The organism is Salmonella sp. 32020114201800008SM, assembly GCF_017572025.1.
GTDB classification, from domain to species: Bacteria; Pseudomonadota; Gammaproteobacteria; order Enterobacterales; family Enterobacteriaceae; genus Salmonella; species Salmonella enterica.
The window spans coordinates 1-15,882 of sequence record NZ_JAGEQM010000003.1 but is presented as its reverse complement, the minus strand read 5'-3'; the positions used below and the strand labels follow the sequence as shown (position 1 = coordinate 15,882).

The 15,882-nt window shown below is 52.6% G+C and carries 13 protein-coding genes and 2 pseudogenes; 13 read left to right on the top strand and 2 right to left on the bottom strand.

Going from position 1 to position 15,882, the window contains the following annotated elements; all coding sequences use genetic code 11:
* Positions 1–34 precede the first annotated feature (34 nt).
* The 3 genes from J4613_RS09420 (at position 35) to J4613_RS09410 (ending at position 3,974) form a co-directional block, all read left to right on the top strand.
* Positions 35–3,022: a phage tail tape measure protein gene (locus tag J4613_RS09420; RefSeq protein WP_065305406.1), complete on the top strand. Its 2,988-nt coding sequence runs from the start codon at positions 35–37 to the stop codon at positions 3,020–3,022.
* Positions 3,019–3,351 carry a phage tail protein gene (locus tag J4613_RS09415; protein WP_000978295.1) on the top strand — a complete coding sequence of 111 codons (333 nt, stop codon included), beginning with the start codon at positions 3,019–3,021 and terminating at the stop codon, positions 3,349–3,351. The genes J4613_RS09420 and J4613_RS09415 overlap by 4 nt, the downstream gene beginning before the upstream one ends.
* Before the next feature lie 98 nt (positions 3,352–3,449).
* The gene (locus J4613_RS09410; protein ID WP_111742388.1) at positions 3,450–3,974 is read left to right on the top strand and encodes an Ail/Lom family outer membrane beta-barrel protein; all 525 of its coding nucleotides are present in this window, start codon (positions 3,450–3,452) and stop codon (positions 3,972–3,974) included.
* 89 nt (positions 3,975–4,063) lie between these two features.
* On the opposite strand, the gene sodC1 is transcribed toward J4613_RS09410, so the two are convergent.
* Entirely contained in the window at positions 4,064–4,597 is a 534-nt protein-coding gene (gene sodC1, locus J4613_RS09405; protein ID WP_000877926.1) for a superoxide dismutase [Cu-Zn] SodC1, read from the bottom strand.
* A gap of 89 nt (positions 4,598–4,686) precedes the next feature.
* Between sodC1 and J4613_RS09400 the strand changes: the two genes are divergently transcribed.
* From J4613_RS09400 to J4613_RS09355, 9 genes and pseudogenes are all read left to right on the top strand, one after another.
* Entirely contained in the window at positions 4,687–5,382 is a 696-nt protein-coding gene (locus tag J4613_RS09400) for a phage minor tail protein L (RefSeq protein WP_001152416.1), read from the top strand.
* Positions 5,383–5,391: 9 nt separating this feature from the next.
* A complete protein-coding gene (locus tag J4613_RS09395; RefSeq protein WP_000606356.1) occupies positions 5,392–6,129 on the top strand; it encodes a C40 family peptidase in 738 nt (245 codons plus the stop codon).
* Positions 6,027–6,731 (top strand): tail assembly protein, encoded by a 705-nt coding sequence (locus tag J4613_RS09390; RefSeq protein WP_020867839.1) that lies wholly within the window; start codon positions 6,027–6,029, stop codon positions 6,729–6,731. Before J4613_RS09395 ends, J4613_RS09390 begins: the two co-directional genes overlap by 103 nt.
* Before the next feature lie 71 nt (positions 6,732–6,802).
* A pseudogene (locus J4613_RS09385) lies at positions 6,803–9,251 on the top strand (host specificity protein J).
* 119 nt (positions 9,252–9,370) lie between these two features.
* The gene (locus J4613_RS09380; RefSeq protein ID WP_072105270.1) at positions 9,371–10,153 is read left to right on the top strand and encodes a DUF1983 domain-containing protein; all 783 of its coding nucleotides are present in this window, start codon (positions 9,371–9,373) and stop codon (positions 10,151–10,153) included.
* A gap of 38 nt (positions 10,154–10,191) precedes the next feature.
* Positions 10,192–10,434 (top strand): hypothetical protein, encoded by a 243-nt coding sequence (locus J4613_RS09375; protein WP_000178849.1) that lies wholly within the window; start codon positions 10,192–10,194, stop codon positions 10,432–10,434.
* 53 nt (positions 10,435–10,487) lie between these two features.
* Entirely contained in the window at positions 10,488–12,863 is a 2,376-nt protein-coding gene (locus tag J4613_RS09370; RefSeq protein WP_001532020.1) for a phage tail protein, read from the top strand.
* Positions 12,860–13,684 (top strand): macro domain-containing protein, encoded by an 825-nt coding sequence (locus J4613_RS22660; RefSeq protein ID WP_000593434.1) that lies wholly within the window; start codon positions 12,860–12,862, stop codon positions 13,682–13,684. The genes J4613_RS09370 and J4613_RS22660 overlap by 4 nt, the downstream gene beginning before the upstream one ends.
* Complete coding sequence (locus J4613_RS09355) at positions 13,674–14,255, top strand: tail fiber assembly protein (protein WP_000143158.1); 582 nt, start codon at positions 13,674–13,676, stop codon at positions 14,253–14,255. Before J4613_RS22660 ends, J4613_RS09355 begins: the two co-directional genes overlap by 11 nt.
* A gap of 196 nt (positions 14,256–14,451) precedes the next feature.
* Here the strand turns inward: J4613_RS09355 and sopE are convergent, their stop codons facing one another.
* Positions 14,452–15,174: an SPI-1 type III secretion system guanine nucleotide exchange factor SopE gene (gene sopE, locus J4613_RS09350; protein WP_000161705.1), complete on the bottom strand. Its 723-nt coding sequence runs from the start codon at positions 15,172–15,174 to the stop codon at positions 14,452–14,454.
* A 209-nt stretch (positions 15,175–15,383) separates the two neighbouring features.
* On the opposite strand from sopE, the pseudogene J4613_RS09345 reads away from it, so the two are divergent.
* Positions 15,384–15,605 (top strand): annotated as a pseudogene (locus J4613_RS09345) (recombinase family protein); the annotation flags it as partial.
* Positions 15,606–15,882: the final 277 nt, after the last annotated feature.

Genomic DNA, 15,882 nt, shown 5'->3' with positions numbered 1-15,882 from the left:
TCTTCAGACTGCCAGTAACGGGCTGGGGAAGCTGGTGGACAGCAGTGATCTCGTTGAAAAACGCATCAAGCGATGTATGGAGTCCAGCGCCAGAAGTGTGGCGGCATCGGCAAAAAGTATCAGTGCCGCTATGGCGCAATCACAGGTTGCCACACGCACACAGAGTGACGCTATGGCACAACTGGCGCGTGAGGCGAACGAGGCCAGAGAAAGGGCTGTCGACCTGAATCAGAAGTTAAGGGCGGAAGCTGCGCAGGCAGCGGCGGTTGCACAGGCTCAGGATGCAGCCGCAGCGGCATTTTACCGTCAGATTGACAGTGTAAAACAGTTAAGCGGTGGTCTGCAGGAGTTACAGCGTATCCAGGCGCAGGTACGACAGGCGAAAGGACGCGGAGATATTTCACAGGGCGATTATCTGGCGCTGGTGTCTGAAGCTGCTGCAAAGACACGCGAACTTACCGATGCGGAGGCGCTGGCCACGCAGAAAAAAGCACAGTTTATACGTCGACTGAAAGAGCAGACGGCGGTACAGGGCCTCTCCCGTACTGAGTTGCTGCGGGTGAAGGCGGCTGAACTGGGGGTTAGCAGTGCCGCCGATGTCTATATCCGCAAACTGGATACCGCAACAAAATCCACTCATGCACTGGGACTGAAATCAGCAATGGCGCGCCGCGAGATAGGCGTACTGATTGGTGAACTGGCACGGGGAAATTTTGGCGCCCTTCGCGGTTCCGGTATCACGCTGGCCAACCGGGCCGGGTGGATTGAGCAACTGATGTCGCCGAAGGGCATGATGCTCGGCGGGCTGGTTGGCGGTGTGGCTGCGGCGGTTTACGGACTGGGTAAGGCGTACTATGAGGGGGCGAAAGAAAGTGAGGAGTTCAATAAACAGCTTATTCTGACCGGGAGTTATGCCGGAAAAACCACAGGCCAGCTTAATGCGATGGCGAAGTCGCTCGCCGGAAATGGCGTCACGCAGCACGATGCTGCAGGCGTGCTGGCACAGGTGGTCGGTAGCGGAGCGTTTACCGGGCAGGCAGTGGCAATGGTATCCCGTACCGCGACCAGAATGCAGGAAAACGTGGGACAATCAGTGGATGAAACCATCCGCCAGTTTAAACGCCTGCGGGATGATCCGGTGAATGCGGCGAAAGAACTGGACAGGACACTGCATTTTCTGACCGCCACCCAGCTTGAACAAATCAGGGTACTGGGCGAGCAGGGAAGAGTGGCTGATGCCGCGAAAATTGCCATGTCCGCGTATTCGGAAGAAATGAATAAGCGGATGGGGGACGTACACGACAATCTGGGCTGGATTGAAAGAGCATGGAATGCTGTCGGTGATGCGGCGAAGTGGGCATGGGATCGGATGCTGGATATCGGGCGGGAAGACACGCTCGATGAAAAGATCGCGACACTGCAGGAAAAAATCGCGCGCGGCAGAAAAACGCCCTGGACGGTGTCTTCCTCCCAGACTGAATACGATCAGCAGCAGCTGAACGAACTTCAGGAACAGAAACGCCAGAAGGACCTGCTGGATGCGAAGGCGCAGGCAGAGCGTAATTATCAGGAAACGCAGAAACGTCGGAACGAGCAGAACGCCGCGCTGAACCGGGATAATGAAACTGAATCCCTGCGGCATCAACGGGAGGTGGCGCGCATTACCGCCATGCAGTATGCCGATGCTGCGGTACGCAATGCCGCGCTGGAGCGTGAAAACGAACGCCATAAAAAAGCAATGGCACGGCAGAAGGAAAAGCCAAAGGCTTACCACAACGACGAGGCCGGGCGACTGCTTTTGCAGTACAGCCAGCAACAGGCGCAGACTGAAGGGCTGATTGCCGCCGCGAAGCTTTCCACGACCGAAAAAATGACGGAAGCGCATAAGCAGCTTTTGTCATTTCAGCAGCGCATCGCTGATTTGTCCGGTAAAAAACTGACGGCGGATGAACAAAGCGTACTGGCACATAAGGATGAAATAGCGCTTGCGCTACAGAAGCTGGATATCTCACAACAGGATTTGCAACACCAGAATGCCTTTAATGAACTGAAGAAAAAGACGCTCACATTAACCAGCCAGCTCGCTGACGAAGAATCCCGCGTCAGGCAGCAGCACGCACTGGCGCTGGCCACAATGGGTATGGGCGATCAGCAACGTGGCCGGTACGAAGAGCATCTGAAAATTCAACAGCACTACCAGGAACAACTGGAGCAGCTTAAGCGCGACAGCAAGGCAAAAGGGACATACGGTTCTGACGAATACCGTCAGGCGGAGCAGGAACTTCAGGCCAGTCTCGATCGCCGACTGGCTGAGTGGGCGGATTATAACGCGAAAGTGGATGCTGCGCAGGGAGACTGGACGCAGGGCGCGTCGCGGGCGCTGGATAACTTTCTGGCGCAGGGGGGCAACGTGGCAGGCATGACGGAGAACGTTTTCACAAACGCATTTAACGGCATGGCGGACAGTATCGCGAATTTTTCCGTGACCGGAAAGGGCAGTTTCCGGAGCCTGACGGTCTCCATCCTGGCTGACCTGGCAAAAATGGAGGCACGTATTGCGGCTTCTAAACTGTTGGGTTCAGTACTGGGTATGTTCGGCTTTGGCGCATCAGCAGGCGGAAGTACACCATCCGGGGCATACAGTTCAGCGGCGCTGTCGGTCATTCCAAATGCGGACGGCGGCGTGTACCGCTCAGCAGGACTCAGTCAGTACAGCGGCAGTATTGTTAACAGACCGACGTTCTTTGCATTTGCCAGAGGGGCGGCAGTAATGGGAGAGGCCGGTCCGGAGGCTATACTGCCGCTTCGTCGCGGTACTGACGGTAAGCTGGGGGTTGTGGCAGCAGGTTCCGGAGGGATGGCGATGTTTGCGCCGCAGTATCATATTGCAATCAGCAACACGGGGCCGGAGCTGACGCCGCAGGCGCTGAAGGCGGTTTATGATCTGGGTAAAAAGGCGGCGGCTGATTTCGTGCAGCAGCAGGGGCGTGACGGCGGCAGGCTGAGCGGGGCATATCGATGATGAAAACCTTTCACTGGAAAGTTGACCCGGACATGGGGGTGGATTCGGAACCACAGGTGTCGGTGGTGAGGTTCGGTGATGGCTACGAGCAGCGGCGTGCATCCGGGATCAATAATGACCTGAAAAAATACAGTGTGACTATCCGCGTTGACCGGGAGGATGGTCCGGCACTGGAGGGCTTTTTGTCACAGCATAACGGTGTGAAGGCGTTTTTGTGGACTCCGCCTTACGGATACCGGCAGATTAAGGTTGTCTGCCGGAAATGGAGTGTGAAAGCGGGATTGCTGAAAACAACATTCACCGCGACATTTGAGCAGGTTATTTCTTAGTATTTTTGATCGAAACGATCGATAAATATGATTGAACTTTCTAACCTGCTGCTGTTTCACTGAGCCCGCACAGTCAATAATCAAAAAAAGGAAATGTTATGGAAAAGATTGCCGTGGCGGTTTTAGTTGGTCTGGCGTTAGGTAGCATCGGCGTGGCTAACGCAGCAGGGTATAAAAATACCGTTTCAATTGGATATGCCTACACAGATTTAAGCGGCTGGCTTTCCGGTAATGCGAACGGTGCCAACATCAAATATAACTGGGAAGATCTGGACAGTGGATTCGGGGCGATGGGTTCAGTTACATACACCTCGGCTGATGTTAATAACTATGGGTATAAGGTAGGTGATGCTGATTATACCTCCCTTCTTGTTGGTCCTTCATACCGTTTTAACGACTATCTGAATGCTTACGTGATGATTGGTACAGCAAACGGACATATTAAGGATAACTGGGGAAATTCTGACAATAAAACCGCCTTTGCTTATGGGGCAGGTATTCAGCTTAACCCGGTTGAAAATATTGCCGTTAATGCGTCTTATGAGCATACAAGTTTTTCCACTGATGCTGACAGTGACGTCAAAGCTGGAACCTGGGTGCTTGGCGTAGGTTACAGCTTCTGACCTTTAACATCGATACAGATTTAATGCCCTCCAGTGAGAGGGCTTTTTTATGGGTAAAACGAAATTATGACGATATGGCTATGTTGCTGTTATTTCTCAATGACACCACAGGCAAAACGTGCACCGCCACCACCCAGTGGAGCAGGTTTATCGGAGTAATTGTCACCGCCTTTATGGATCATCAATGAGTGACCTTTCAGTTCTGACAGTGATTTAAGGCGTGGTGCCAGTAACGGATACGTGGCTGTACCATCTGCATTGACAACCAGTCCAGGCAGATCCCCCAAATGCCCTTTGTCATTATATGGGCCAAGATGTTTCCCGGTTTTTTCGGGGTCAAGATGTCCTCCGGCCATGAGCGCCGGAACCTCTTTACCGTCTTTCATTCCCGGCATACAACTTGGGTTTGTGTGGACATGGAAGCCGTGAATTCCTGGCGTAAGACCATTTAGGTGAGGAGTGAAAAGCAGACCGTAAGGTGTCTCTGAAACTGTGATTTCACCTATGTTTTCTCCTGTTCCGCTGGACAGGGCATCGTTCATCTTTACAGTCAGGGTATTCTCTGCCATTGCTGAACAACTGATGAGCGCACCAGCTACCAGCGACAATATTGTGTATTTCATTAGTTACCTCGTTTTTTGGTTGTATCGTAAATACCATTAATAAAAGAAGGAATATTTTTGCAAGATAAATAATAAAGGATCTCTCATATATGCAGGATATACCACAGGAAACCCTGAGCGAGACCACCAAAGCGGAGCAGTCCGCGAAGGTGGATTTGTGGGAATTTGATTTAACCGCGATTGGCGGTGAGCGCTTTTTCTTCTGTAACGAACCGAACGAAAAAGGCGAGCCGTTAACCTGGCAGGGGAGGCAGTACGAACCGTACCCGATACAGGTACAGGATTTTGAGATGAACGGGAAAGGCGCATCTCCCCGCCCGAACCTCGTTGTTGCCAATCTCTTTGGTCTGGTCACGGGAATGGCGGAGGATTTGCAAAGTCTCGTCGGCGCGTCAGTGGTAAGGCATCAGGTTTACAGCAAGTTTCTTGATGCGGTGAATTTCAGTAACGGCAATCCGGGCGCTGACCCGGAGCAGGAGGCGGTAGCGCGCTATAACGTGGAGCAGTTGTCAGAACTGGATTCATCAACTGCTACCATTATTCTGGCATCACCGGCAGAAACCGACGGTTCTGTGGTGCCGGGGCGTACCATGCTAGCGGACTCCTGTCCGTGGGATTACCGGGATGAAAACTGCGGATACGACGGCCCGCCCGTGGCCGATGAGTTCGATAAGCCCACCTCAGACCCGAAAAAGGATAAATGCAGCCACTGCATGAAAGGCTGTGAAATGCGTAACAATCTGGTGAATGCCGGATTTTTCGCTTCCATCAACAAACTGTCTTAACAGGTTCCCATGATTAACGATGACATTCTGGCACATGCCCGACAGTGTGCGCCTGCGGAATCGTGCGGTTATGTGGTCAGAACGGCACAGGGAGAGCGGTATTTTCCGTGTGAAAATCTGTCTGCTGAACCCACGATGTATTTTCGTATATCCCCGGAGGATTACCTGAATGCCCGGAACCGCGGCGACATCGTGGCGCTGGTACACAGCCATCCTGACGGTAAGCCCTGTCTCAGCAGTGCGGATCGTACCCTCCAGATACAAAGCGGGCTGGACTGGTGGCTGGTCCGTGATAACAGGATACATAAATTCCGCTGCGTGCCACACCTGACCGGGCGGCAGTTTGAGCATGGCGTGACGGACTGCTACACGCTGTTTCGTGATGCCTACCATCTGGCCGGGATTGATATGCCGGATTTCGATAGGGAAGATGACTGGTGGAGTCAGGGTAAAAGCCTCTATCTGGATCACCTGGAGGCGGCGGGATTTTACCGGGTGAATCCGGAGGATGCGCAGCCCGGCGACGTGCTGATTTGCTGTTTTGGTTCACCGACGCCCAATCATGCGGCGATTTACTGCGGCAACGGTGAACTGTTGCACCATATTCCGGAGCAGTTGAGTAAACGAGAGGGGTATAACGACAAATGGCAACGACGGACACACTCAATATGGCGGCACCGGCAATGGTGCGAATCTGCCTTTACGGGGATTTACAACGATTTGGAAAGCGCATCAGCCTCAGCATAAAGACAGCGGCGGAAGGCATACATGCGCTGGCGATACAACTCCCCGGATTCCGGCAGCGAATGAATGAGGGCTGGTATCAGGTCCGGATTGCCGGGAGCGATATGGCGCCGGATACCCTTACTGCCAGACTGAACGAATCGTTACCGCCGGGGGCAGTGGTTCATATTGTACCGCGTATGGCGGGAGCGAAAAACGGTATCTGGCAGGTGGTAGCCGGGGCAGCGCTGATTGGCGCGTCATTTATTCCCGGTCTGAATGCTGTAGCGGCGGCAGTATTGTTTTCCGCAGGAACCAGTATGGCGCTGGGTGGTGTGGCGCAGATGCTGACACCTGTACCCAAAACACCAACGGTGGGTCAGACAGATAACGGGAAACAGAACACGTACTTTTCTTCCCAGGAAAATATGGTGGCCCAGGGGAACCCGGTGCCGGTGTTGTACGGTGAAATGAAAATCGGGTCACGGGTGATATCGCAGATGATGAGTACCCGGGATGAGAGCACGTCGGGAAAAGTTGTGGTGATCGGCTCCCCGTTACAGGCAAACACCACGTCGCGGCAGGACGGCGGGATTACCAGACCGTCTGTCGTCATCCGGCAGTGATAATCATGACAACATGAGCTGATACACATGACCGCCATTACGGCGGTTTTGTTATTTATGGAGCCAGGAGAATGAGCAAAGGTGGAGGGAAGGGGCATACACCACGTGAGGCGAAGGACGATCTGAAGTCCACACAACAACTGAGCGTGATTGATGCCCTCAGTGAGGGACCGATAGTCGGCCCGGTGAACGGTCTGCAGAGCGTGCTGATTAATAACACGCCGGTGGTGGACGCGGACGGTAACAGTAATATTCACGGCGTGACCGTGGTATATCAGGTGGGGGAGACACCACAGGCACCGCTGGAAGGTTTTGAGGCTTCCGGCGCGGAAACGGTGCTGGGTGTGGAAGTGAAACACGATAATCCCGTTACCCGTACTGTTGTCTCAGAGAATGTCGACCGGCTACGCTTCACCTTTGGTGTACAGATGCTGCAGGAGACCACGGACAAGGGGGACCGTAACCCGTCCTCCGTGAATCTGCTGATACAGTTTCAGCGTAGCGGGATCTGGAACACAGAATTTGATATCACTATTAACGGCAAGATCACAACACAATATCTGGCATCGGTAGTGGCTGATAATTTACCGCCGCGCCCGTTCAGTGTCCGCATGGTCAGGGTGACACCGGACAGCACCACCGACAGGCTTCAGAACAAAACGCTGTGGTCGTCGTATACGGAAATCATCGATATCCGGCAGGGTTATCCTGGCACAGCGGTTGCCGGTCTGCTGGTGGATGCGGAACAGTTCGGCAGCCAGCAGGTCACGCGTAACTACCACCTGCGCGGACGTATTTTTCAGGTCCCCTCAAACTATGACCCGGATACCCGCACATATACCGGCCTGTGGGACGGGGCGTTTAAACCGGCGTACACGAATAACCCGGCGTGGTGCACGATGGATAAACTGACCCACCCCCGTTACGGGCTGGGCAGGCGTATCGGGGGGGCGGATGTGGATAAATGGGCGCTGTACGCCATCGCGCAGTACTGCGATCAACCGGTGCCGGACGGATTTGGCGGCACGGAACCCCGCATGACGCTTAATGCGTATATTACCACCCAGCGTAAGGCGTATGACGTTCTGGCGGATTTCTGCTCGGTGATGCGTTGTATGCCGGTATGGAATGGCCGCAAAATGACCTTCATCCAGGACCGCCCCTCCGATAAAGCATGGACCTACACCAACGGTAACGTGGTGGGCGGGCGCTTTAAATACAGCTTCAGTGCCCTGAAAGACCGCCATAACGCGATAGAAGTGAGATACACCGATCCGCTGAATGGCTGGCAAACCTCCACGGAGCTGGTGGAAGACCATGCCTCACAGGCCCGTTATGGACGCAATCTGCTGAAAATGGACGCGTTCGGCTGTACCTCACGTGGACAGGCGCACCGGACGGGGTTGTGGGTGATGATGACGGAGCTGCTGGAAACGCAGACCGTGGATTTTTCTGTCGGTGCGGAAGGTCTGCGTCATACACCGGGCGATATTATTGAGGTCTGCGACAACGATTACGCCGGGGTGTCGGTCGGTGGGCGTATCACTGACCTGGATATTTCCACCCGCACGCTGACGCTTGACCGGGAAATAACACTACCGGAAAGCGGCGCCACCACGCTGAATATTGTCGGGCCTGACGGTAAGCCGTTCAGTACGGAGATTCAGTCGCAGCCCGCACCGGATCGGGTGGTAACGAAAGTCCTGCCGGAAACCGTGCAGCCGTACAGTATCTGGGGGCTGAAACTGCCCTCCCTGAAGCGCCGCCTTTTCCGTTGCGTGCGTATTAAGGAGAATGACGACGGCACATACGCCATCACTGCCTTGCAGCACGTTCCGGAAAAAGAGTCCATTGTGGACAACGGGGCGCACTTTGACCCGTTACCGGGGACCACCAACAGCATTATTCCGCCCGCTGTACAACATCTGACCGTCAGCACGGATAACGACAGCACCCTGTATCAGGCCAAAGCGAAATGGGATACGCCGCGGGTGGTAAAAGGTGTGCGTTTTGTCGTGAGACTGACTATCAGAAACGGGAAAGATGACGACCCCGCGCGTCTGGTGACAACCGCCACAACCAGTGAGACAGAGTACGCTTTCCACGAATTACCGCTGGGTGACTACACGCTGACAGTCAGGGCAATAAACGGATTCGGGCAGCAGGGGGAGCCGTCATCGGTCACGTTCAGCATTCAGGCTCCGGCGGCACCGTCCACCATTGAACTGACGCCGGGCTATTTTCAGATAACGGTGACGCCGTACCAGGCCATTTATGATGCCAGTGTGCAGTATGAATTCTGGTACTCCGCAACACAGCTGACGACCGCAGCAGACATTCAGTCAAAAGCGCAGTATCTGGGCATCGGGTCATTCTGGATAAAGGATGGACTGAAACCACTGCATGATGCCTGGTTTTACGTGCGTAGTGTAAATCTGGCTGGAAAATCAGTGTTTGCGGAAGTGTCCGGGCGTCCGAGTGATGACGCGAAAGGGTATCTGGACTTTTTTAAAGGACTGATTACGGAGGCGTATCTTGGTACAGAGTTGCTGAAAAAAATTGACCTGACGGAGGATAACGCCAGCAAACTGCAACAGTTTTCGAAGGAGTGGAAGGACGCTAACGATAAATGGAACGCCATGTGGGGCGTCAAAATAGAGCAGACCAAAGACGGCAAATATTATGTGGCCGGAATTGGACTGAGTATGGAAGACACGCCTGACGGGAAGATAAGCCAGTTCCTGGTGGCGGCGGATCGCATTGCTTATATTAACCCGGCAAACGGAAACCAGACGCCAGGATTCGTCATGCAGGGCGACCAGATAATCATGAACGAGGCGTTCCTGAAATACCTGAGCGCGCCGACTATCACCAGTGGCGGTAATCCTCCGGCATTTTCCCTGACGCCGGACGGAAAGCTGACTGCGAAAAATGCGGATATCAGCGGCCATATTAACGCTGTGTCTGGCTCGTTTACCGGAGAAATCAATGCCACCTCCGGTAAGTTTTCTGGCGTGATAGAAGCAAAAGAGTTTGTCGGTGATATCTGCGGCTCAAAAGTCATGCAGGGCGTGAGCATCAGAGCGAAGAACGACGAACGCAGCACCTCAACACGGTATACCGACAGCGCCACCTATCAGATAGGGAAAACCATCACGGTGATGGCTAACTGTGAGCGTAACGGTGGCTCCGGTGCCATCACCGTCACGATAAATATTAACGGCCAGGTGAAAACGGCGGAGGTTATCCCGTATACCGCAGGGCTTCCGGCCATGTATCAGACAGTTGTCTTTTCGGTCTACACCACTTCACCTGTCGTGGATATCAGCGTTTCTCTGAGGGTCGGCGGGCAGTACACCACTGAAGCTTCCGTCTGGCCGCTGGTGATGGTTTCCCGGTCGGGGAGCAACTTCACAAACTGACCGGATTTCCGGTCCCTTTCGTTTAATGAGGAACAAATATGACTATGTCGCGCGTAATTTCTCTGGCGGCAGGGCTTTCCCTGTCCGTTTTATTTTCCACTGCTGCCGTTGCCGATAACGGAAGAGGAAGCGGCAACAGCAATATTGAAAACCAGACCCGGATTTATACCGGCACCGACCGTGGGCAGAAACAGCACCGCGAGGCAAAGGGAAAAACAATCACGCGGAGCGTCCAGTGTTCTCTGCCGGCATATTTACGTGACCCGGATAATCAGTGCTGAGATGTGAATGAATCTGAAGCCTGCCTGCGGGCGGGCTTTTTTATGGAGGCAATATGCCAGTACTTATTTCCGGCGTACTGAAAGATGGTACGGGAACGCCGGTACAGAACTGCACCATTCAGCTGAAGGCCTGCCGGACCAGTACGACGGTGGTCGTGAATACGGTGGCATCGGAAAATCCGGATGACGCCGGGCGCTACAGCATGGATGTGGAGCAGGGGCAGTACACTGTCACGCTCCTGGTGGAAGGGTATCCCCCGTCACATGCCGGAGTTATTACGGTTTACGATGATTCAAAGCCGGGCACCCTGAATGATTTTCTGGGGGCCATGACGGAAGACGACGTCCGCCCGGAGGCGCTGCGGCGTTTTGAGGCGATGGTGGAAGAAGTTGCCCGCCAGGCATCGGAGGCATCGCGGAATGCCACCGCCGCAGGGCAGGCATCTGAACAGGCGCAGACATCAGCAGGTCAGGCATCGGAAAGCGCCACGGCAGCAGTGAATGCAGCCGGAGCGGCAGAAGCATCAGCCACACAGGCAGCCTCATCCGCAGCATCTGCGGAGAGCAGCGCAGGTACGGCGACCACAAAAGCCGGGGAGGCATCAGCCAGCGCGGCGTCGGCTGACACAGCCAGAACGGCAGCAGCCGCATCGGCAGCCGCAGCGAAAACATCTGAAGCGAATGCAGATGCCTCCCGTACTGCCGCCGGAGATTCAGCTGCTGCCGCAGCCGCCAGCGCGACGGCGGCGCAGACATCAGCAGAGCGCGCCGGAGCATCCGAAACCGCCGCGAAGACGTCAGAAACGCAGGCGGCTTCCAGTGCCGGTGATGCAGGTGCGTCAGCCACTGCGGCGGCAGCGTCGGAAAAGGCGGCAGCCGCATCGGCAGCCGCAGCGAAAACATCTGAGACAAATGCAGCAACGTCAGCAAGTACAGCAGCGGCCAGCGCAACAGCCGCCTCGTCATCAGCATCGGAGGCATCCACTCACGCCGCTGCATCTGATACCAGCGCATCACTGGCGGCGCAAAGCAGTACTGCTGCCGGAGCAGCAGCCACCAGAGCAGAAGAGGCCGCAAAACGGGCAGAAGATATCGCGGACGTGATTTCCCTGGAAGATGCCAGCCTGACGAAAAAAGGTATCGTTAAGTTAAGCAGCGCCACGGACAGTGACAGCGAAGCGCTGGCAGCCACGCCAAAGGCGGTCAAAGCTGTCATGATTGAGGTACAGACCAAAGCGCCGCTGGACAGTCCGGTATTCACTGGAACACCGACCACACCGACGCCGCCAGATGACGCTAAGGGACTTCAGACTGCAAACGCTGAGTTTGTTCGTAAACTGATTGCTGCACTGGTCGGTTCCGTACCTGAGTCGCTGGATACGCTGCAGGAACTGGCGGACGCGCTGGGTAACGATCCGAGCTTTGCCACCACTGTAATGAATAAACTGGCGGGCAAGCAGCCGCTGGACGATACACTGACGGCGCTGTCAGGAAAAAGCATTGAAGGTCTTATCGAATACGTTGGTTTACGGAGCACAATTGATAAGGCTGCTGGTGCGTTGCCTGCTGGTGGTACGGCTGTCGCAGCGAACAGGCTTGCATCACGCGGCGCGCTTCCGGCACTGACTGGCACGACAAGAGGCAGCGATGGCGGCCTGATAATGGGCGAGGTTTACAATAACGGTTATCCAACGCAATACGGGAATATTTTGCGTCTGACCGGAACCGGTGATGGAGAGGTATTAATCGGATGGAGTGGGGTTAATGGTGCTCCTGCGCCCGCATATATTCGCAGCCATCGAGATACCGCCGACGCTGAGTGGTCAGAATGGGCGATGTTCTACACCTCACTAAATCCGCCACCGGATTCGTATCCAGTAGGGGCGGCGATTGCATGGCCGTCTGATGTGCTCCCGGATGGTGGTTATGCTTTTATGTATGGGCAGTCCTTCGATAAATCTGCTTACCCGTTACTGGCTATAGCGTATCCGTCCAGCGTTATCCCTGACATGAGAGGCTGGACAATAAAGGGTAAGCCCATCAGTGGACGTGCCGTATTGTCGCAAGAAATGGACGGCAATAAATCGCACTCGCACACCGCGCGGGCGCAGGATACTGACTTAGGGACAAAATCTACCTCATCCTTTGATTACGGCACGAAATCGACCAATACCACGGGCAATCATACTCACCAGTTCGGCGGTTATATCAATTCATACTGGGGAGATTCCAATCACACCTCATTTCAGCCTGGAGGTGGTGCATGGACACAGGCCGCTGGCGACCATGCGCATACAGTTTATATCGGAGGACACGAGCACACCATGTATATCGGTCCACACGGACACGTCGTTATTGTGGACGCAGACGGTAATGCAGAAACCACGGTTAAAAACATTGCATTTAACTATATTGTGAGGCTGGCGTGATTAAATTAATTCTTTCAGCACCCGTGCCGGCAATGGCCGTGGCTTTTGAACATTCTTTTCAGAATACCGAAAATGTGGAAATTATCCCAGGACCGTTTGAAACCATACCGGAATTTGACTGCATGGTCAGTGCGGCGAACTCTTTCGGTTTGATGGATGGCGGCGTGGATGCTGCGATAACAGCATATTTTGGGCCGCAGTTACAGGAACGTGTACAGCAAAATATCATCCGTGAATATCTGGGGGAACAGCCCGTCGGCACCGCCTTTGTTATTGAAACGGGTAACAGTAAACATCCGTGGCTGGTTCACGCCCCGATGATGCGCGTTCCGCTGATTATTGACGGCACCGACGCGGTTTATAATGCAACACGGGCTGCGTTACTGGCAATTTTTCAGCACAATAAAAGCGCCGGAGAAGACCGGAAAATTACATCTGTTGCATTACCTGCAATGGGGGCCGGATGTGGTCAGGTCCCCCCGGACAGCGTCGCCCGGCAAATGAAGCTGGCGTGGGAAAGTTTCAGTAATCCACCCAAAGCAATCAACTGGCAATACGCCAGCGCCCGCCAGAATGCTGTATTCAGCACAACGGCATACTGTCCGTCAGAGACGCTTTGTCCGAACGCCAGAACGGAATATATCGGTTTTGGTGATTACAGAACGTATTGCAAAAAATCAGGTAACACCTGCATCAGTCCCCGTCATCAGGTTGATGATATTTATATTGGTGCTCATAGGCATCATGTTTTTCTCGGCCTCGATTATCATGACAATCACCTGAATCCAGAATATTTATCCGGAGTAAAAAATGACGTTTAAAATGAGCGATACCCCGCAGACAATTAAAATTTTTAATCTTCGTTCAGATACAAACGAATTTATTGGCGCAGGTGATGCATATATCCCGCCGCACACGGGATTACCGGCAAACTGTACTGATCTCGCCCCTCCTGATATTCCCTCCAGTCATATAGCTGTTTTTGACGCTGAAACCCAAACGTGGAGTCTGCAGGAGGATCACCGCGGCGAGACGGTTTACGACACAACAACCGGCAATCAGGTTTATATCTCCGAGCCTGGTCCGTTGCCCGAAAATGTCACATCAGTTTCACCAGTTGGTGAATACCAGAAATGGGATGGTAAGGCTAAGGTCTGGGTGAATGATGAAGCTGCGGAGGCCGCAGCCAGACTTCGTGAAGCTGAAGAAACCAAAAACAGGCTCCTGCAAATAGCATCTGAAAAAATCACGCCGTTACAGGATGCTGTTGATCTTGATATCGCAACAGATGATGAGAAAGCGCAGCTCGACGAATGGAAAAAATACAGGGTGCTGGTAAACCGGGTGGATACCTTAAATCCTGACTGGCCGGAGAAACCATCTCAGTTATAAAAATATAGCTATGTAGTAGAGATTGCTGCTATATGTTATATAGCAGCAATGGCTATTATTTTGATGGTTGAGTGTATAATTTTAGCACTGGTAAATGACGGTTTAGCTCCGGAGTTAGTTCCTGGGGAAAATTATGGATACTATTGGTTCATATTAATCAGGAAGAGGCTCCGCATATTTTTTGGTTTTTCTGTGTTCAGGGAGTGTATTGTATATATTTATTAGCAATGTTTTCTAGTATCAGTTGGAATTGCTGTGGAGTCGGCATAGCACACTCATTAAACAGTGGTGCAACTTCTGTCATAATGATCTTCTCCGCATAGATTTTAAAGGATGCCTGCTGATGTTGATTGATAAACATACGTGGATACTTACTGTTTGCTGATGAAATCAACGGAGTTATAAAAGGATTGGCCCCTGCGCCGCTTGGCGTAAAAACGTCATTTTTGGTTGTTCCGGGCAGACCTGCATTTTCCGCTGCTTCGCCAATTTCCTGAAGAAAAGGCGCTATGTTGATCCCTTTGCTGATGAGCAAATTACAACACTGATCTTTATTCTTGCTGTAAACTGCCGATAGTATAGCTTCACGGGTCTGGCTGGCGTATGCGGGGTCTTTACTCGCACTACCTCTAATATCTATATCATTGAGCGTTTGAAGCATAAAATCTTTAACGACTTTATTTGTCAACACTGCCCGGCCCTCAGATGCGCTTCCTCGGTGAAAGTGTGTTGCAGAAGACTCAGTGTTCTTATGCGAAATAAAACGTTCAGATAATTTTGACCTTAATTCAATGAAGTGATTTTTTACTGCGAGAATACTTTTTGCTAAAGAATTTTTCTCGGTTGATTTTTCTTTTAGTAGTGTGGTTTCCTGTTTTTGGATTCTAAAATCCTGGGGAAATAAAGTTATTTTTGTCACGGTAATGCTCCTTTTATATGTACATAACTCATTTATATATAGATAGCAGGAATACTTTTATTTTTTATAGCAAATGCTATGTCCATCTGATTGATGAATTAGAAAAAATCGGCTGATTCAATTAATTCTCAAATAGTACTATTTTTATTTTCCAGAAACTTTCAAAAAATGTCCATTTCGCTCAGGAGGAGCCTTGCCGTTCTGGCATTGAAATGGAGTGTGAGCTCATTGTCGAGCGGACACGCGCCGGGCTGGCAGCGGCAAGGGAGCAGGGGCGAATTGGTGACCGACGACCGAAACTAACAACGGGACAATGGGCGCAGGCTGGGCTCCTGATTAGGGCAGGAGTACCGCGGCAGCAGGTAGCGATTATTTATGATGTGGTGCTGTCGACGCTGTACAGAAAGTTCCCGGCCTCTAAACTGGCTTAGATATGCGCATATGGCAATACCACCAGAAAATTTACAAAACCATAATTTGAATTAAGAGAGAAACTTACAAACGAAGAGATGAATAATTAAACAGCCGTAGCGACTCCTGTATCTTGCGCGCATGTTCAAATTAAACAACTGTATATAAAAGGGTCTTCCCCTGTTGTGGTGGTTGAGTGCATGATAATGCAATAATTTTCATCACCAGAGGCAACCATCATGGATGAGAAATCCCTCTATGCCCACATTCTCAACCTGTCCGCCCCGTGGCAGGTTG